17 protein-coding genes, 1 pseudogene and 1 riboswitch are annotated in these 19,304 nt (G+C 31.2%); of the genes and pseudogenes, 10 read left to right on the plus strand and 8 right to left on the minus strand.

The window, feature by feature from the left end; translation table 11 throughout:
- Positions 1 to 573: 573 nt before the first annotated feature.
- Positions 574 to 729, minus strand: coding sequence for a hypothetical protein (locus tag K337_RS19760; RefSeq protein WP_156877324.1), 156 nt, complete (start codon positions 727 to 729; stop codon positions 574 to 576).
- Between the two features lie 226 nt (positions 730 to 955).
- Between K337_RS19760 and K337_RS17780 the strand changes: the two are divergent.
- Positions 956 to 1,141: pseudogene (locus tag K337_RS17780) on the plus strand (SelT/SelW/SelH family protein); the annotation flags it as partial.
- A gap of 215 nt (positions 1,142 to 1,356) precedes the next feature.
- Positions 1,357 to 1,446, plus strand: a riboswitch (cyclic di-GMP riboswitch).
- Positions 1,447 to 1,590: 144 nt separating this feature from the next.
- Positions 1,591 to 3,774: an HD domain-containing phosphohydrolase gene (locus K337_RS0105925; protein WP_028855799.1), complete on the plus strand. Its 2,184-nt coding sequence runs from the start codon at positions 1,591 to 1,593 to the stop codon at positions 3,772 to 3,774.
- A gap of 129 nt (positions 3,775 to 3,903) precedes the next feature.
- Here the strand turns inward: K337_RS0105925 and K337_RS19095 are convergent, their stop codons facing one another.
- Positions 3,904 to 4,671: a sterol desaturase family protein gene (locus K337_RS19095; RefSeq protein WP_051251630.1), complete on the minus strand. Its 768-nt coding sequence runs from the start codon at positions 4,669 to 4,671 to the stop codon at positions 3,904 to 3,906.
- 182 nt (positions 4,672 to 4,853) lie between these two features.
- A complete protein-coding gene (locus K337_RS17790; RefSeq protein ID WP_037029212.1) occupies positions 4,854 to 6,983 on the minus strand; it encodes an APC family permease in 2,130 nt (709 codons plus the stop codon).
- A gap of 241 nt (positions 6,984 to 7,224) precedes the next feature.
- Here K337_RS17790 and K337_RS19100 point away from each other — a divergent pair, with 241 nt between their 5' ends.
- The 5 genes from K337_RS19100 (at position 7,225) to K337_RS0105960 (ending at position 10,654) form a co-directional block, all read left to right on the plus strand.
- Positions 7,225 to 8,814, plus strand: coding sequence for a sensor domain-containing diguanylate cyclase (locus K337_RS19100; RefSeq protein ID WP_051251631.1), 1,590 nt, complete (start codon positions 7,225 to 7,227; stop codon positions 8,812 to 8,814).
- 84 nt (positions 8,815 to 8,898) lie between these two features.
- The gene (locus K337_RS17800; RefSeq protein WP_037029513.1) at positions 8,899 to 9,330 is read left to right on the plus strand and encodes a rubrerythrin family protein; all 432 of its coding nucleotides are present in this window, start codon (positions 8,899 to 8,901) and stop codon (positions 9,328 to 9,330) included.
- A gap of 16 nt (positions 9,331 to 9,346) precedes the next feature.
- Positions 9,347 to 9,769, plus strand: coding sequence for a MarR family winged helix-turn-helix transcriptional regulator (locus K337_RS0105950; protein ID WP_028855800.1), 423 nt, complete (start codon positions 9,347 to 9,349; stop codon positions 9,767 to 9,769).
- A gap of 11 nt (positions 9,770 to 9,780) precedes the next feature.
- The gene (locus tag K337_RS19765) at positions 9,781 to 9,927 is read left to right on the plus strand and encodes a zinc ribbon-containing protein (protein ID WP_156877325.1); all 147 of its coding nucleotides are present in this window, start codon (positions 9,781 to 9,783) and stop codon (positions 9,925 to 9,927) included.
- A 118-nt stretch (positions 9,928 to 10,045) separates the two neighbouring features.
- On the plus strand, positions 10,046 to 10,654 hold the full coding sequence (locus K337_RS0105960) for a cyclase family protein (protein WP_028855801.1): 609 nt from the start codon (positions 10,046 to 10,048) through the stop codon (positions 10,652 to 10,654).
- A gap of 110 nt (positions 10,655 to 10,764) precedes the next feature.
- Here K337_RS0105960 and proC read toward each other — a convergent pair whose 3' ends face one another.
- Positions 10,765 to 11,568, minus strand: a complete 804-nt coding sequence (gene proC / locus K337_RS0105965) for a pyrroline-5-carboxylate reductase (protein WP_028855802.1) — start codon at positions 11,566 to 11,568, stop codon at positions 10,765 to 10,767.
- 241 nt (positions 11,569 to 11,809) lie between these two features.
- Here proC and K337_RS0105970 point away from each other — a divergent pair, with 241 nt between their 5' ends.
- On the plus strand, positions 11,810 to 12,418 hold the full coding sequence (locus K337_RS0105970) for a helix-turn-helix domain-containing protein (protein WP_028855803.1): 609 nt from the start codon (positions 11,810 to 11,812) through the stop codon (positions 12,416 to 12,418).
- A 184-nt stretch (positions 12,419 to 12,602) separates the two neighbouring features.
- Here K337_RS0105970 and K337_RS0105975 read toward each other — a convergent pair whose 3' ends face one another.
- The gene (locus tag K337_RS0105975) at positions 12,603 to 13,598 is read right to left on the minus strand and encodes a type II secretion system protein (protein WP_028855804.1); all 996 of its coding nucleotides are present in this window, start codon (positions 13,596 to 13,598) and stop codon (positions 12,603 to 12,605) included.
- 167 nt (positions 13,599 to 13,765) lie between these two features.
- Here K337_RS0105975 and K337_RS17805 point away from each other — a divergent pair, with 167 nt between their 5' ends.
- Both K337_RS17805 and K337_RS17810 read left to right on the plus strand, forming a co-directional pair.
- Positions 13,766 to 14,953, plus strand: coding sequence for a DEAD/DEAH box helicase (locus tag K337_RS17805; protein ID WP_084140799.1), 1,188 nt, complete (start codon positions 13,766 to 13,768; stop codon positions 14,951 to 14,953).
- A 125-nt stretch (positions 14,954 to 15,078) separates the two neighbouring features.
- Positions 15,079 to 16,335: an HD domain-containing phosphohydrolase gene (locus K337_RS17810; RefSeq protein ID WP_051251632.1), complete on the plus strand. Its 1,257-nt coding sequence runs from the start codon at positions 15,079 to 15,081 to the stop codon at positions 16,333 to 16,335.
- A 111-nt stretch (positions 16,336 to 16,446) separates the two neighbouring features.
- Here K337_RS17810 and K337_RS0105990 read toward each other — a convergent pair whose 3' ends face one another.
- The 3 genes from K337_RS0105990 to K337_RS0106000 all read right to left on the minus strand — a co-directional run bounded on the left by K337_RS0105990 (position 16,447) and on the right by K337_RS0106000 (position 18,999).
- Positions 16,447 to 16,668: a hypothetical protein gene (locus K337_RS0105990; protein ID WP_028855805.1), complete on the minus strand. Its 222-nt coding sequence runs from the start codon at positions 16,666 to 16,668 to the stop codon at positions 16,447 to 16,449.
- An 11-nt stretch (positions 16,669 to 16,679) separates the two neighbouring features.
- Positions 16,680 to 17,777, minus strand: coding sequence for a Glu/Leu/Phe/Val family dehydrogenase (locus tag K337_RS0105995; RefSeq protein ID WP_028855806.1), 1,098 nt, complete (start codon positions 17,775 to 17,777; stop codon positions 16,680 to 16,682).
- 124 nt (positions 17,778 to 17,901) lie between these two features.
- Positions 17,902 to 18,999: a Glu/Leu/Phe/Val family dehydrogenase gene (locus K337_RS0106000; protein WP_028855807.1), complete on the minus strand. Its 1,098-nt coding sequence runs from the start codon at positions 18,997 to 18,999 to the stop codon at positions 17,902 to 17,904.
- Between the last annotated feature and the right edge of the window lie 305 nt (positions 19,000 to 19,304).

Raw genomic sequence — 19,304 nt, forward strand, 5'->3', positions numbered from 1 at the left:
AATTCTATATTCTTTTTTTATGATGAAATTCCTTTTTTTTTGGTATAAAAAATTAAAAATCACACTAGAGCTTATATTTTTAGGGGCTAACTAAAAAAACAGGATGAATTATCCTGCTTTAAATATTATTGTTTTTTATTAATTGTTGAATTATATAATTTTTTAATATATCTACTGGGTATATAATTCATTAACTTATTTATTTTATCAACGAGAAAAATTAACTATTTAAAATATTGGGTATATATTCCACAATTTTTTATAACTTTTAGAATAAAAATTTCGTAATTTTATTTTTTCTCTATTTCCCCCTTTTAATATAATATGCTTTATTAAAATATCAATATAAGTTTGCGTATGATAGATATAATCAATTTTCTCGTTAGAACTTAAAGGTGGTTCTATATTAGGTATGTTAATAAATAAAACTCCTTGGATATTTTTCTTCAGGACCATTTTAAGACCTTTTTTATTTGAAATCTCCATAGCTTTATAAAAATTATCATAAATATTTTTAGTCGAAACCATAATATGCCTCCATTTTAGGATTTTATTTCTATTTTAATAAAGATATTATATTACTCCACTTATTCCCCTAGCATAACGAGCATTTTTTTTCTTACACAATGGACAAATCTTCTTATATGGAACTCCAAGAGAATCTACTGCTGTTTCAAATTTTTTTTTGCATTTTAAACATTTTATTATTTTAGTATTTTTATTATTCATATGTCCCCCTATTCACTTATAATTCTTAGAATTTTTAATAGTTCCTTAAATTTAATAGTTCTTTATACTATAGGTAGTGTTATTTTCCTTTTATTTTTACAAATATAAAGGAAAATACTTAACTTACTCGTATAAAATTATGATAAAAATATAATTATAAAGGAGGTAACGTATGAAACCTATATTATCAATTGAGTTTTGTACATCATGAGGGTATGCAGAGAAAGCAGTGGATGCTATTGGAGCCTTGGTAGGGTTCTATAAAAATTATTTCTTAGAGTTTAAACTTATCCCTTCGTCTGGAGGTGTATTTGAAGTTAGATTTGAAGACAAACTTTTGTTTTCTAAAAAAAAAGCGGGAAGATTTCCAGAGTTAGATGAGTTAATTGAACTTGTAAAAAACGAAATATAGAAATAATTAAAAAAAAACTTAATCATAATAAAATTTTAAGAAAATTAAAGTTAAAAAAACAGAGGGAAGTATCTCTGTTTTTTTATTATCTATATTTTATTGTTAGATTTATTTTTTATACTCCTATCCTTGATTTTTATTATAAATATATATATAATATATTTAATTTGATTTTAAGATTATTAAAATCAAAGTTTAAAGAGATTAAAAAATAATTCTGAAAAAGGCAAAGCAGAAGAAATTCTGTGACGCAAAACTAAAGGGTCTAAGTCTATATTATTTAGAGATGACAGCCAGTTGCCAAAACTTTTTTAGAGGTGTGCTATTTGTGTGATACAAAGTAGCCTCTTTTTTATTTTGCCTAATTTAAATATTATTCTGTATGAGCTTTAAGATTAACTTGATAAAGAAGAATTGTTAGACACTACTGAAAGCATTTGGAGGTTTATATGTATAAAATTTTATGGCCGATTTTTTTCTTTTTGTATATTTCATCCTTTGGGATGGATACACTAAAAATTGAATTAACTAAAGAGGAAAAGGAATGGGTTAAGCTGAATCAACGTAAAAATATAACTATTTATATGGATGAAAATAGGGGAATATTAAATTATCATTCAAATGGACGAAGGAGGGGAGTTTTCCCTAAAATCATTAAATTTCTGGAAAGAAACACAGGACTAAAATTTCAGGTGATTAATGAAGATACTGACAAATTTGAAAGATCTGTGGATTCGGGTTTTCCTGATATCGTAATGGGGGTAGAGGACTACAAAAGAAACAATAAAAAATATATTTATATAAAAAAATCACTGAACTTAGATGGAGTGATGATAACCAGAAATGATTATCCATCCATTGATTTTAAGACAGATATCTCCAATAAAATAATTGTTTGTATGGAAGGTGATCTGATAAAAGATAAAATTTTGAAAAAGTATGGAAATTCAGTAAAACTTATCCTTAAACCAACGAGAAAGGGAGCTATGGATTCTCTTTTATTAGGAGAGGCAGATATCTATATTGAAGATTATGAGGATGGATTAAAATATCTGATTGAAAATCCGGAAACAAAAGCTAGAATAAACTATCTTTCAAATGACCTTGAAACTGACTATTATATAGGGGGAAAATCAGAATATAAACAATTATTAAATCTGGTTGAAAGATTATTAAATCGTGCTGATATAACAATGAAGTTTTTTTATGATGAATCTGTGGAATACACAAAAAATAAGGTGAAGATTTCAAATGAAATAAAAAAATATATGGAAGAAAAAAAGGTTATAAAAGTTTTTATCCCAAAAGTAGATGATATTCCACAGCTTTATCACAGAGATAAATTTGGGAATAAAGCTGGATTTTTGGTGAATTATTTCAATGAAATAGAAAAAATAATGGGATTGAAAATAGTTTTAGAAGAAAACGATTCACCTTCTTCTTTTGATATTAATCCCTTTATATTATCGGTGAATGGAAAAGAATTAAACAATAAAGAGCACCTTTCCACAGAACCCTATGTAGAAGCTCAATTCTCAATCTTCAACAGGGCAGACGAGGGATATATTCCATATTCTGATGATCTAGAAATCTATAAGATAGCCGTGGTAGGAGGATCTCTTATTGAAAAATATCTTTTGAGTAAAGGGTTAAAGGATAACTTAGTAACCTTCAAAACAATTGAAGAAACTATGACTGCTGTGAGTGAAGGTGATGCAGATATTCTTATAGGGAGAATACAGTATATTGACAAACTCTTAAAAAAGTATCGTATAGAAAACATAAAAATAGCAGGAATTATGCCTGATAAGATAGACTTGAGGTTTGGTGTCCCTAAAAAAGACGAAATACTTTATTTTCTGATAAATGGTTTCAACAATGATTTTTCCTATGGGATAAAAATGAATAAAGATGAATTTTTTTCAAAAAATACGGAAATAGCAAAGGACTATAAATTTTCTATTATTATATTACTGATTTCAATTCTTGGGTTTTTAGGAGTATACATTCATTTAAAAAGATTTAAAAAAGTATACAATAAATTAAAAAATATAACGATAGGTCTAGTGGAGACTCTGGAGAGTGCAAATACTTATAATGATGAAGATACCGGTGCACACATAAAGCGGCTAAATCAATATTCAGAATTATTGGCTGAAGAACTTAAATTATCAAATTCTTTTGTAAATGAAATAGGACTATACGCTTCCCTTCATGATATAGGTAAAATAGGGATTTCAGATGCCATCCTAAAAAAACCAGGGAAACTGACAGAGGAAGAGTTTGAGATCATGAGAAGCCACATAGAAATTGGTTACAACCTTATAAAGGATTTAGATGTAAGTCCAGTGGCATCAAATATAGTCAGGTATCATCATGAAAAATGGAATGGGAAAGGTTATGGAAAGGGACTCAAAGGAGAAGAGATTCCTGTAGAAGCAAGAATAGTGGCATTGGCAGATGTGTATGATGCTTTACGGCAGGAACGAGTTTATAAAAAAGCCTTTACCCATGAAAAATCTATGGAAATAATAATTTCTGAGAGTGGTAAACATTTTGACCCTAGAATAGTTGAAATCTTTATAAAAAAACATGAGAATTTTCGGGATATATTTGAAGAGAGTAAGGTGTAATTTATAAATAAAAAAATTCTTAAAAATAAACTTTATTCCCTTTTAAGGGAATTAAATTTATTATTTTCATTTAAGATTAATTTCAAAAGGGCGCTATAAATTCAGCGTCCTTTTATTTGGGGTTATTTATCATTTTTCTATAAAGGGTTGTTTTATCATATATGAAAAATACTGATATTTCTCTTCTATATATCCAGGTATTCCATACTTAGGTGTAGATATATCTCTCTGGGGGAGAAATGTTCCAAAAATTTTATCCCATAGGATAAGAAAGGATGAGAAGTTGGAGTTTGATTCTTTCCACTTTAAAGAATGATGGATCCTATGGAGATATGGTGTCACAATAATCTTTGAAAGAAAAATATCTAAGCTTCGGTTGATCCTTATATTGCTGTGATGAAAATAAACATTTACATTAAATATTACATCATAAAATAAAAGAGCCTCTACAGGTATCCCTATTAGAAGTATAAAGGGCAGTTTGAAGAGGTGCCCCATGAGTACCTCAAAAAAATGAAACCTCAGGGCAGAAGAAGCGTTGAGAAGCCTGTCTGTATGATGAATTGTGTGAAAGTGCATCAGAAATGAGTTCCTGTGGAGCAGCCGGTGCCACCAGTAATTTATACAGTCTAAAACTATAACTCCTAAGAGGAGTTTGAATCTGTAGTCTAAAGGGATCATATTAATAATTCCTATTTCTAGGTTTTCAAGGTATTTAGCTAAAGTATAAACTGTAAAAAGTGAAAAATATCTTCCAATAAATAAGTTGACCACTCCAAGACCAATATTATTTATATCGTGTCTTTTTCCACCAATATTTTTATTTACCTGTGGGATTATTCTTTCCAATATAAATAATAGAAAAAAAAATCCTCCCATCAATATCAATCTTTCCATAATTTCCTCTCCTCAAATGAATTTGATGTATATAAAATTGTTTATTTAGATAATAAATTATTTTAAATTTCATAAACACATGTCATTTTATACCCTTATATTTTTTATTTTCCTTCTTTTATTGGAATTGCTCTGAAGAGGTATAAAAAAACCAGTTAAATCAATAACTGGTTCTTATCTTTTTAATTTAATTTTCCTCTGACAAAAAGAACTGAATTAAGACCTTCGCTCATATCCATGAGTTTATTGTAGTATGGGATCTCTTGATCTTTTTCAGGGAGGCTGAGACCTATTAAAACTAAACTTGTTCCAGAGGAGTTTTCTTTTATTGTTTTATTAATATTATTATTAGAAACGATAATTTCCACTTCTGCATCAACTCTTAAGGTTACAAGCATCTCAGTAAGAATATTTTTTCTAGAGATTACTTTATCCTCGGTATCGACGACACTTAGAAGTCTTATTTTTGTACCCTTCCAATCATCGTTTAAGGAGATTAGGTGGGCCATAGTTAACATGAGGTTACCATTATTTTCCAAGCCTCTCCACCAAATATCAATAGATTTTTTTTGTTCAAAAAAAGTGACATCTTCATTTTGGCAGAAAACTAGGATATTTTTATTCAAATAATTAACTTTTCTCATAAATTCTACAATGGGTTTAATATTTTCTTTGTCTCTGGACATTCCCATGAGAACGGTATTTGGTTTTAGACGACCGATTCCACTGGATTGTACAGTTTCAAGAAAGGTATCTACCATATTTTCTCCGACGACTACTTCGGAAAAAGCTAAAATTTTATTTTCTTTCAGATAACAATCTAATTTTACTTTGGCTTCTTTAATCTTCTCCTGCATATCTTCTAGGTGTCCAAAAATAAATCTCACAAGGGTAATTACTCCACGTCCTTTGGAAAAATGATTGGCTAGATAAATTAAATTACTTCTGTTTTGGGGATTTCCGGAGAATACAATGATATCAGGTTTCCAGTTTTTTTCCTGTTTTTCATTGAATCTTAATTTTAAAAGACATGTTCTGATAATAGATATCAACACTCCATCTCTAAGGTCTCCCCATGTTCGAGTAATATTCTTTTTACTGATATAGAGGTAGATGATAAATGTAAAGGTAAGGCATATAACCGTAGCTGTAAAATTAATTAAAAACATAACTCCATAGGATCCAAGAGCTCCTATTAAAGATATTACCCAGTGAGTTTTAAAAGTCGGTCTAAAACTTGGGTTACCAACTATCTTTTCTAGTGCTACAACCATATTTATAGCTCCATAGGTATTTAGAAAAAACATAGTAATAATAGGAGCTACAAAGTTTAAGTTAACCATTATTATAAAAATAAATGCTATAATGAAGCTTATAAGTGCAGCTATTCTTGGTTCATTAGCTTTACCGCTTCCACGACCTAAAAATGAGGGTAAAACCGAATCTTTAGCTAGAGCCTGCATAGTTCTTGGTGCAGAAATCATACTTCCAAGGGCAGAAGAAAGGGTCGCGGCCCAAACTCCACCGATAATAAGTACAGGGAAATTAACTTTACTTATGAGTACCAATTTATTACTGATAAGTTCTTCTACTGGGATATTAAATCCAAACCAAAATATCTGTAGTATGTAGATTAAAAATGTAACTCCAATAGCATAAAATGTTCCCTTAGGGATATTTTCCCTGGGATTAGTAAGGTCTCCAGACATACTGACACCTGCTAAGATACCTGTTACTGCTGGGAAAAAAACAGCAAATGTCATCCAAAAATTACCACTTTCTACATATGTACCAAGGGATGTGGGAACATAGTTATAACTACCAGAAGTGATAATTGTACCCAGTGAAAGGAGGATAAGGCAGAATATACCATATTGCATCTTAACTGCCAGATCTGCTCCAATACTGGAGATAATACCTATTATAACTGTTACACCCACAGAAAGTAAAAGAGTATTTATATCTGGGAATATGAGTTTAACCGACTCTATAAATCCTAGGATATAAAGAGCTACTGATATAACCTGGGATAAATATAGAGGGATCCCGATACTTCCGCCTATTTCTAAACCGAGACTTCTTGAGATCAGGAAATAGGCTCCTCCTCCCTTCACTTCCATATTTGTAGTAATACTAGCCATTGAAAAAGCAGTAGAGATAGTAATGATGTGAGCTAGCACAACAATACCTAAGGTTCCTAATATTCCCGCATTACCTACTATCCATCCAAATCTCAAATAAAAAATTACACCCATTATTGTAAGAAAGGTAGGGAGAAAAACTCCATTAAATGTACCAAATCTTTTTTCCATAGTTCCACCTCGTTATTTAATTTCTATTTTTTGTTACTAAATTTAATTTTAGAACAAAAAATAATATTTGTACATAGTACACTATATTTACTCCTTAACAAACTATAATCCTATTAAGATTAAATTATTTTAATCTTAAAATTAAAATAATTTAATCTTAAGCTAGGTATATTTCATTTTAAATACTATTTGATAGAGGAAAGGAAAATATATAATGTATATTTAATAGTGAGGTGATTAGATGAATTTAAAAAAGAATGTATATATAGTAAATTTTTTTACAGCAATTATCCCCATATTAATAATTTCCATGGTTACATATTTTATTTTCTCGGAAAAATTGGAGGAGTTAGAAGAGGAAAAATTTGAATTTATAAGCCAGACTATAGAAAAGCATCTAGATGAAAAAATATCAAATAGTCTTGAGATGCTGATTTATTTAGAAGGTGTCTATAAAAATGAAGATAATTATTTAATGGATATACATAATGGAGGCGGTGATAAGGAAAGAACTGACCATATGCTTCATCACATGGGGAAATTATCTACCTTAGAAAATACAGTTAAATTTATAGCTTATGGAACAGCTGAAAAAGAAATGTTTTTTGATGAAAATGCAGGGGATCAACATCTGCCCTCTGATTATGACCCTACTGTAAGACCGTGGTATGTAGGAGCGTTAAATTCTTCAGGTTACTATCTGTCTGAAGTTTTTAGACATGCAGGAACAAAGGAACCTATTATTACAATATCTAAAAAGATAGAGATAGATGGCAAAGAAACAGGGGTATTGACAGCTCTCCTGGATCTCTCTGTAATATCCAAAACTCTATCAGAGTATAAAATTGGAGAAAATGGAAGTTTTTTTATTGTAGATAAAAATAATAAGATGCTTATTGGCTCAGATGGAGATAAAGAAAAGTTTAGTTATATAGATGATATGGATTTAGATAGTCTCAAGACTCATGAATTTGAAAAAAATACTCCAGAGGGAACTATAATATATCATATTTATAAGTTGAAAAATTTAGATGCGGCCTTAATAGGAGTAGTTTATGAAAAGGAGCTCCACGCTCCTCTTTATAAATTAAAAAATATAGTGTTGTTAATATTATTTATAGTTATTGTCATTATAAGTGTTATATTATTTATTTTTGGTAAATTTTTTGATAAGTCTCTGGACAGGTTATCCTATATAGTTAATAGTATCTCCAATGGAAATTACACAAAAAATATAGATAAATTAACGGATATGATAGGAGAAAAAAGTGAATTAAAGATTATTAAAGAAGCTATAAAAAATATGAACTATGAGATAGTTAAGAGAGAGGTAGAATTAAAATATATATCTGAAACAGACCCATTGACGGATATATGTAATAGAAGGGCTATTATAAGTTTTATAGAGATAGAAATTCAAAGGGCAAAAAACTTTGAATCAGAATATACTATTATTATGTTTGATTTAGATAAATTTAAGAGATTAAATGATAAATTCGGACATCTATTTGGAGATGAAGTTTTAAGGGAGGTATGTAAAATAGTGTCAAACAATATAAAAGACACAGATAAATTTGGAAGGTACGGAGGAGAAGAATTTTTAATTATACTTCCTGACACGGCTTTCTCTGAGGGAATTGAAGTAGCTGAGAGGTTGAGAAAAAAAATTGAGGGGATGACGTGGAAGAACGATGTAGTTGTAACGGTCAGTATGGGAGTCATTAGGAATATGAAAGCTGATACTTTGGATCTATCCTTGGAAAGAGTGGATAACCTCCTCTACAAAGCTAAAAATAACGGCAGAAATAGAATAGAATATCAAAAAATATAAATAAAAAAATTGACAGACAGATGTTTATGACATATACTTTTAAAAAGATCGTATACGATCAATATTTAGTGGGGGGGAAAAGTCATGAATATAAAAGGAAGTAAAACTGAGAAAAATTTAATACAGTCATACCAAGTGGAGTTAGCAGGAGACGCACTTTATAACATATTTGCGGAAAAAGCTAGAGAAGAGGGGCATGAAGATGTAGCTTCATCATTTGAAAAATTAGCCAAGGAAGAGGTTGGACATAGTGAAGTTTTTAAAAGGTTTTTAGGAGAAGTAAATATAAATATAGATATAGAGAATTTAAAATCTATGTGTGGTGAAACAGTTTCAAATTTAAGGATGGCTTCTGCCGGAGAATACCAGGCATATAAAGAAATATATCCTGAATTTTCAAAGGTAGCTCAATCAGAAGGATTTTCTGAAATAGCAAAAGTATACGAAGTGCTGGGAAATGTTGAGTTGAGACATAGTAACATTTTAAAAGAATTGGCAGATGGGATAGAAAATTAATATTAGAGGTGGAGAGATGGAAGATTATCTAAAGCTGGATATGCAGCTTTGTTTCAAATTTTATAAGATATCAAGATCTATCATAAGGGCCTATAAACCTTTATTGGAGAAATTAGGCCTTACTTATCCTCAATATTTGGCTATGCTGGTAATGTGGGAATACAATGAAATATCATTTTCTGATATAAGTAAAAAATTAGATTTAAAAACAGGGACACTGTCTCCTATGTTAAAAAAACTAGAAAAAATGGAACTTATAGAGCGGGTAACTTCAGATACCGATTGTAGAAAAATAATGATAGGGATAACCAAAACAGGCTTGAAATTAAAAATAAAAGCTGAAAGTATACCCTTGGAAATATTAAAAAAGACAGGGATAACCATGGAAGAGTTAAAAGATATAAAGGCTGTACTTCAAGTCGTAGAAGATAAATTTTAGGAGATGATTTTATGGAAGAGTTTTATTATTTTGGAGATGAAGTAGAAAAAGGAACATATATGTGTATCTTATGTGGTTTGGAATTAAAGATGGAAAAAGGCGAAACTTTAGATCTATGCCCTATATGCTCAGGATCCAAATATCAAAAAACAGATTAATATCAAATAAAAGTAGTGGATTGTTTAATAGAGCAGTCCACTATTTATGTTTTTAATGTTTTATCTTAAAAACTTATGTTATTATATAAAATATATTTTTATTAAATGGAGGTCGTTTATGCTTGTTGATATAACTCAAGAAACAAAGATTGGAAAAATATACAGAACTGGGTCTCCAGCTCTCAATGTAAAAGAAATTATCTGCAATGAAGGAACAAAATCAGAATATAAAACTATTGAATACAGTATCGCTACTCACAATATGGGAACCCATATAGATGTTATGGGTGTAGGGGTAGAGATCCCCCTTGAAAGACTTATTGGAAATGGAATTAAATACGATGTTTCTCATATAACTGATAGACCAGTTGAGGTTAAAGATATCGATCTATCTCTTATAGAAGGGGGAGAATTTATATTTTTTCAAACTAATTGGGACCGATATCTAATGGAAGATAAATATGCTGATCATCCTGAAATATCCATAGATCTTGCAAAAAAATTATCTGAACTAGATATAAATATGGTCGGAATAGATGCTCTTGGTATTGGAAGAGGAAAAAATCATGGAACTATTGATAAATTGTTGGGAAAAGCAAAGAAATATGCTATTGAAAATTTATGCAATTTAGATAAAATTCCAGCCAAAGGATTTAAGGTATATTGTCTGCCAACTAAGATAGAGGGGTTAGATGCTCTACCTGCAAGGATACTTGTAGAATTTTAAATTTTTATGAACAATAAATATTTTGATTTTGAAACAGCAAAAATATTTAGAAAAAAATAAAAAAGGAATAGGTCTCCCTATTCCTTTTCCTATAAATTACAATTAAACTCTTATTTACTCATTTCTTCAGATTTTTCCATACACTTTATCATCCCGGAAATTACAGATGATCTAAATCCTGTTTTTTCAAGTTCTGCTACAGCTTCAATAGTTGTTCCTCCAGGGGAGCATACCATATCTTTTAAAGCTCCCGGATGTATACCAGTTTCTAAGATCATCTTAGCGGATCCCATCACTGCCTGGGAGGCAAATTTATATGCTTTATTTCTTGGCATACCTGCTAAAACAGCAGCATCTGCCATAGCTTCTATAAACATAAACACATAGGCAGGGGCAGACCCACTTACACCTATGACACTATGGATAAGAGTTTCAGGAATTTCCTCCACTTCTCCAAATCCCTCTAAGATCTGTTTGGCTACGGAAGCTTCTTCAGGTGTTACATTTCTATTTGGACTCATAGAAGTCATCCCCATACCTACAAAGGCAGGTGTATTTGGCATTGTACGGATAATTTTAGCTTTATCTCCTAATCTCTCTTCGATTGCAGCAATAGTCACTCCGGCAGCAATTGAAATGATTACCTTGGTATCGTCTACAACAGGTTTTACTTCTTCCATAACCAGGGAAAAGATGTTAGGCTTAACAGCTACCAAGATCATCTCACTAGAACTCACTAGTTCAGTAGGAGTAGATGAGGTATTTATTCCGTATTTTTTCTTTAAATCTTTTTGTCTGTCTTCATTTTTTTCAAAGACATAGATATTCTCAGCATTGTCAAAAGAATCGATAATCCCCTTTAACATTGCTTCTCCCATATTTCCACAACCTATAAATCCAATTTTCTTATTCATACAATAATCTCCTCTGTAAAATTTTATGTTTAAATATTTATTCTAAAAAGTTCCTTCACTTTCTTCAATGATCTTATCTTGAAGTATTTTCTAAGATTTTTATTTTATTATTTATTATATTACATCTTGAAGTAATTACAAACTTTTTATAGGAGAAATATATTTTATTTGTTTACTATATTTGCTTTATATTGATAGTGTGTTAGAATGAGAAGAGGGAAATCGAAAAAAAGGAGTTACTATGAACAAAACTGTAGGGAATCGTATAAAAAAATTAAGAACTAAAAGAAAAATGACATTAAAAGAATTAAGTTTACTTTCGGATCTTTCAGTGGGATTTTTGTCACAATTGGAAAGGGGAATGACCAGTGTTGCAATTGATGACCTTGAAAAATTATCGAAGATATTTGACGTTGATATAAGTTTCTTTTTTACTCATGCAACAAATGAAAAGAGTTATGTGATGAAATCTTATGAAAGAAGAGTTTCACCAATTGCAAGAGGGAATTCTATCCAATACTATCTTTCAAAAGTGATAGAGGATAAACAGTTACTTCCAAGGCTCATTGAACTTTTACCAGGACATAAAAGCTCTGCCTTAGAGAGGGAACATGAACATGAAGGTGAAGAATTTATATATGTATTAGAAGGGATACTAACCCTTGTAGTGGACGGCGTAAAAACAGATCTATATCCAGAGTATACAGCACATTATTTAACATCATCTCCTCATAACTGGATAAATAATACCAATAAAACAGTTAAATTTGTTACTGTGAATACTCCTAATTTTTTAATAGATGCAGATGGAGAATTGTTTTATAAGAGTCCTGATAAAGAAATAGATTAATAAAAAAATTCTCATAGATGGTTCTATGAGAATTTTTTTATTGTCTAGGAAATTATACCCTCAAGGGGCATCACCAAAATGCTATTACTTAACAACATAAATATAGGATTTTGAGATAAAATTTATTAAATAAAAAAATTAAAAATCTAGATTGTGACCCTTTGGGTGCAATGTCACGTTATTATTAATTATCCAGTTTGACTTTTACAGTGAAATTATCGATCAAATTTCCTGTTCCTGGATGGCCATCTGATGTGGCGATAGAGTCAAGAGAAAATCTGGTAACTGTCTGACCTTCAGGAACTACATACTCCTGGGTGTAGGTTACCCATCCATCTCTTCCGGTTGTCATAGTTTTTTGGAGGTCCAGACTCTCGCTAGAACCGCCGACACTCAGAGCAGCAGTATCGTCTCCTGATCGTCCCCTGTGGCTGACAGTCCATACTAAAGTTGTTCCGGGAATGGTAGGGATATCCTGATATAAGGAGGCAGCCTGGTTTGCATTCATTTCTAGAAAATAACCTCCATCTACGGCATTTACTCCTAGAAAACCATCTTTCCATATCTCTATTTTTTTATCTGTAGCAGTAGTCTTCCAATTATCGATCTGACCTTCATTGAATAGAGTCCAATTTGTGAAATCCCTGGGTAAGGATTCAAAACTTGGATTATTTCTATACTGTCCATTGTCATCAACGTCCAGATTTTGATTTCGAAGATCATCTAAAGTGACAGAACCTTCACCTTTCCATATCTCATATACCTTGTCGTAGGTATATGCCCCATTGGGAAGGTTGGCATAGATCTCACCTGTGGTCTTATTGTAGAACCATCCCCCTGTATTATCTCTGATTCCAACAACTCTATCAGTTTCACCATAAGAACCGTTATTATCTGAAAATGCTTCGGTAGGGTGAATATCAAACTTATTGAGTAAACTAACATCGTTGGAACCCAGGTTGGGAAATTCATCGGCAAAGTTACTGTCAATGGAAAGTTTGGATCTAATTAAACCTAATTTATGCTGTACCTTTGCTACCTTACCTTTGGCTAGTTCTTTTCTGAGTTTAGGGACAAGGGTAGTAGCCAGCAGACCGATTATTCCTATGACAATTAATAGTTCTATCATGGTAAAACCAAGATTTTTTTTATAGGGATTTGAAGAATGGGTGTTATCCATAATCTTACCTCCGTTAAATTTATTTACTTCTATATTACCATTTAAATTTATATCCTTCTACATTAATTATTTTTCATTTATGAAAACAAATTATCTTTTCTTCTATAAAGAGGGTGTTTTTATGATATAATTTAAAGTAAAATAAAAAATGAGGTGAAGAATTAATTATGTATACATTTAAAGATTTAGGAATAAAGAGAGAATTTGTGGATTCTCTAAAAAAAAATGGGATTAAAACTCCTACTCCCATACAGGAGATGAGTATAGAGGCGATACTAGATAAAAAAGATATAATCGCAGAAGCACCTACAGGAACAGGAAAAACTTTAGCTTTCCTTCTGCCTATGATGAGTCTTATGCAGCCTAATAACAGCGGTGTTCAAGGGGTTATTATAAGTCCCACGAGGGAATTAGCTATACAAATATCGGAAGAAGCTCAAAAGATAAACTGTAATAAGATCAATATCCTGACTGTCTACGGAGGAAAGGAATATTCTAAACAATTGAAAGAAGCGAAAGGTTCAGTAGACCTGATAGTTGCCACTCCAGGAAGGTTGGTAGATTTTATCAACCAGGGATTGATTAAACTAAATACTTTAAAAACATTGATCTTAGATGAAGTAGACCAAACACTTCTTATGGGGTTCCAAAAAGAAGTGGAAATAATCTTGAATAAGAGTAATAAAAAAAGACAAACTCTGTGCTATTCAGCTACTCTTAGTAGCCAGGTAAAAAAAATAGCATATAAAATCACAAAAGATCCACTAGTGATAAAAGTAGAGGATGAAAATAAAAATGATAAGATGAAAAAATACCTAGTAGAAACTACAGACAGATGGAAGATAGATGCACTTGCAACTATTTTGAATAGAACGAATCCATTTATGACTATTATATTCTGCAGAACCAAGGCTAGGGTAGATAAGATAGAGGCTAAGTTGGAGGAGAGGGGATACAATGTGCAAAAATTACATAGTGATATACCTCAAATTAAAAGGGAAAAAATCATAAAGTCATTTAAAAAAGCTGAGATACAATATTTGATAGCTACAGATGTAGCATCCCGTGGACTAGATATCACAGGAGTAACCCATATATTTAATGTAGATATACCGGAAAAAGCTGAAACATATATTCACCGTATAGGACGTACTGCCAGAGCAGGGGAAGAGGGAGAAACATATCTATTTGTAGATCCAAAAGATAGAAGAGTATTAGGAGAGATTGAATCGCTCTTAGGAAAACCATTGGAGAGAGTGGAATATGATGGAGCAAAAGATGTAGTGAACACAAATGATTCCCTTAAGAAAAAATATAATAAAAAAATAAAAACAAGAAGCGGGGAGAGAAAATAATTTTTAACCTTTCTTTAGATCTTTAGAAAATATTTATTTGGAAATCTATTTCTAAAAAGTAGGATTTAAAACTTTTTTTCAGTATAAAACTTTAGTGAGAAATTTATACAGGAGGAGGGGTTACTTTGAAGGATAGTTTTACAATTAATTTAGGTAATTTGCTATTATCTCTATCGGAATCTATAGATATGGCAAATCAAAATTCACCGCAGCATCAATTGAGGACAGCTTTTATTGCGTTAGAATTAGCAAGATACCTTAATTTAGATGAAGTAACTATAGAAAATATATTTATAGCTTCTTTACTGCATGATATTGGAAAAAAAATTAATTCAGAGGAAAGTATAGACTATGAATTACAATGTATAAGGGGTGAATTATTTGTTCAGAGGGTATCCATATTAAAAGATGCTGCTAAGGTTATAAGGTATCATTATTTAGATTGGAAAGATTGGAAGGGAAATATCGATAAACCATTAACGATATCTTCACAGATTATACTCCTTGCCAACTTTGTAGATATGATGATCAGCAGGGACAGGTATATCCTCCATCAGGTAGAAAATATATGGAAAGAACTAGCTAGATTAGAGAACGATATATTAAATAGTAAAGTAGTAGGAGGATTTAAAGCAATTTCAACCAAGGAGGAGTTTTGGTTTGATCTGACATCCTATAGATTATATTCTATCCTTTTGCATGAAGGGCCTCTAAAGAAAAAAGAAATTAACTTAAATGAACTTGCCAGTATGGGAGATCTCTTTAAAGATGTTATTGATTTTAAATCAAAATATACAGTAACGCATACCACAGGAGTATCAGCTTGTTCTGAGATGCTGGGGAATTTATTTGGTCTCACAGAGTTAGAGATCAAGGTCTTGAGGATAGCAGCGAATTTTCATGATCTAGGGAAATTGATAATTCCAAATAGTATCTTGGAGAAAAAGGGTGAACTCACCAAGGAAGAATTTGAAATTGTTAAGAGTCATCCCTACTATACCTATCAGATTTTAAATTCTATAGGGGGACTGCATCAGATAGTGCAGTGGGCGTCCTACCACCACGAAAGGCTCGATGGAAGCGGATATCCATTTCATCGTGTAGCTAAAGATTTAGATACAGGAGCCAGAATTATCGCAGTCTCAGATATATTTATTTCCAGAATGGAGAGAAAGTCATATAGAAATGAGATGGGAAAAGATAAAATATTTGAAATAATGAAAAAAATGGGGCGGAATAATTTTATAGATATGAAGTTTGTAGATCTATTATTTGATAATTATCAAATAATAGTAAATTATATACATATTAAACAGGAAAAAACTCTGGATTTTTACAGAAATTATATGGAGCATACTTGGAAAGAAGATGATCTATACTAAATAAAACAAGCTGATTTTAAAGAAATTTCTTTAAAATCAGCTTGTTTTTTTAATTATCTAGGGAAGGATGTTATCCAAACATTACCTGTCTGGATAAAACGTCACGTTGGTTTAAAAATATCCATAGATTCCATATACTTGGATCATCAATTTTTTAAACTCCTCCAACTCATCAAAGGTATTGATAACATTTAACCTGCTGCCCACATCATCTAAAATATAAATTGTAATGTCTTCTTTTAAATTCTTTTCCATGGCGACTAAAAGTCTATCAAATTCCAAATAATTTTGATCGTGGAGTAATTTTTTTATATCTTTAATTTTAAAATTCATTGAATAACCCCTTATCTTTTAATATAAGTTCTATGGATGTTTTTTATGATTTCTATTCGATACTCTGCATAATGAGAGGCAGCAGCATGAGTAGAGATATTTTGCTCCTTGGCAATCTTATAGATATCTAATAATCTGTCATAGATCAATTCAGAATCATGAAGTGCATTAACTCTGTTATATCCTTTAATTTCATAGTAAACGTTGATCAATCCAGCGGCATTGATAACGTAGTCTGGAGCATAAACTATACCTTTCTCTCTTAAAACATCAGCATGTGAGTCTTCTTTTAAAACGTTGTTTGAAGATCCAGCAATAGCTTTACACTTAAATTGGGGGATAGTCTCGTCATTGATAACTCCTCCTAGCGCGCAAGGAGCGAATAAATCAACATCTAAACCGTAGATATCATCTGGAGCAACGAATTCAACTTCAGGATGCTCAGCTTTCATTCTAGCAATATGCTCTTCATTTACTTCAGTGAAGTAGATCTTTTTAGCTTTTTCTTTAGTATAAGTATCAGTTAAGAAATCATATCCTAATAAGTATTTGATTAAGAAATAACCAGTTTGTCCTGCACCTTGTACAGCGAAAGTCTTGTCAGCTACAGAGTCAGATCCAAAAGTTTCCTTCAAAGTAGCTTTTAATCCTGCGAATACTCCCCATGCAGTAACAGGTGAAGGGTTTCCACTCTTACCAGGTAACCCAACAACATGGTCAGTTTCCATAGATAAGAATAACATGTCTTTAGTAGATGTATTAACATCTTCAGCAGTAATATATCTACCATTTAATGATTGAACAAATCTTCCTAATCCTCTGAAATAAGCTTCAGATTTAACTTTCTTAGGATCTCCAACAAGAACAGTTTTTCCTCCGCCAAGATTTAAACCGGCACAAGCAGCCTTATATGTCATACCTCTGCTAAGTCTCAGTACATCCTCGGTAGCTTCATCCTCGGTAGCGTAGTTCCATAATCTGGTTCCTCCTAAGGCAGGACCTAGAGTAGTATCGTGAATACCGGTAATCCCCTTTAATCCAGTAGATTTATCATGAAAGAACACCAATTGCTCATGTCCAAACTTTTCCATATAGTCAAAAATTTTCATAAATACCTCCTAAAATTTAGCTAAGAATAAATTTATCTCTATTACTATAATATATCATTTTTTAAAATTTTCAAAAAAATAAAGAAAAAAGGAAGTAGAACTTCCTTTTTTCTCTTTTTAACTTCTATCTTTTGATATAAGTTCTGTTTATATTTTTCATAGTTTCCATTCTATGCTCAGCATATTGAGAAGCAGCAGCATGAGTAGAGATATTTTGCTCATTTGCAATCTTATAGATGTCTAATAATCTGTCGTAGATTAATTCAGAATCATTAAGCGCATTAACTCTGTTATATCCTTTAATTTCATAGTAAACGTTGATCAATCCAGCAGCATTGATAACGTAGTCTGGAGCATAAACTATACCTTTCTCTCTTAAAACATCAGCATGTGAGTCTTCTTTTAAAACGTTGTTTGAAGATCCAGCAATAGCTTTACACTTAAATTGAGGGATAGTCTCGTCATTGATAACTCCTCCTAATGCACAAGGAGCGAATAAATCAACATCTAATCCATAGATATCACTTGGAGCAACGAATTCAACTTCAGGATGCTCAGCTTTCATTCTAGCAATATGCTCTTCATTAATTTCTGTAAAGTATATTTTCTTTGCTTTTTCTTTAGTATAAGTATCAGTTAAGAAATCATATCCTAATAAGTATTTGATTAAGAAATAACCAGTTTGTCCTGCACCTTGTACAGCGAAAGTCTTATCAGCTACAGAGTCAGATCCAAAAGCTTCCTTTAAAGTAGCTTTTAATCCAGCGAATGTTCCCCAAGCAGTAACAGGTGAAGGGTTTCCACTCTTACCAGGTAATCCAACAACATGGTCAGTTTCCATAGATAAGAATAACATGTCTTTAGTAGATGTATTAACATCTTCAGCAGTGATATATCTACCATTTAATGATTGAACAAATCTTCCTAATCCTCTGAAATAAGCTTCAGATTTAACTGTTTTAGGATCTCCAATAAGAACAGTTTTTCCCCCACCAAGATTTAAACCAGCACAAGCAGCCTTGTATGTCATACCTCTACTAAGTCTTAGCACATCTTCAATAGCTTCTTCTTCAGTAGCGTAGTTCCATAATCTAGTTCCACCTAAGGCAGGTCCTAAAGTAGTATCGTGAATTCCAGTAATTCCTTTTAATCCAGTAGCTTTGTCATGAAAGAACACCAATTGCTCATGTCCAAATTTCTCCATGTAGTCAAACTTTTTCATTATTAATCCCCCTTTGAATTATATTGTATTATTTACAAACATTTAAGTTGTTTAATTGTCACTATTAAGTTTATAATCTATTTTTTTACAAAAATCAAGGCTTTTTTTCAAAAAAATAATGTTTTTTTTGACAGGACACACATGTACTATATTATAATTACTTTATATGTTATATAGTCCGATAATTAATTTATATAAAATTTAAAATAAAAATAATAAAACCAAATAAAATCTATAAAATCTTCAAATAAGCTCTAAATAAAAATAATTTATGATATAATAAATAGTGATATTATTATTTATAT

It is taken from the genome of Psychrilyobacter atlanticus DSM 19335 (genome assembly GCF_000426625.1).
Lineage (GTDB): Bacteria > Fusobacteriota > Fusobacteriia > Fusobacteriales > Fusobacteriaceae > Psychrilyobacter > Psychrilyobacter atlanticus.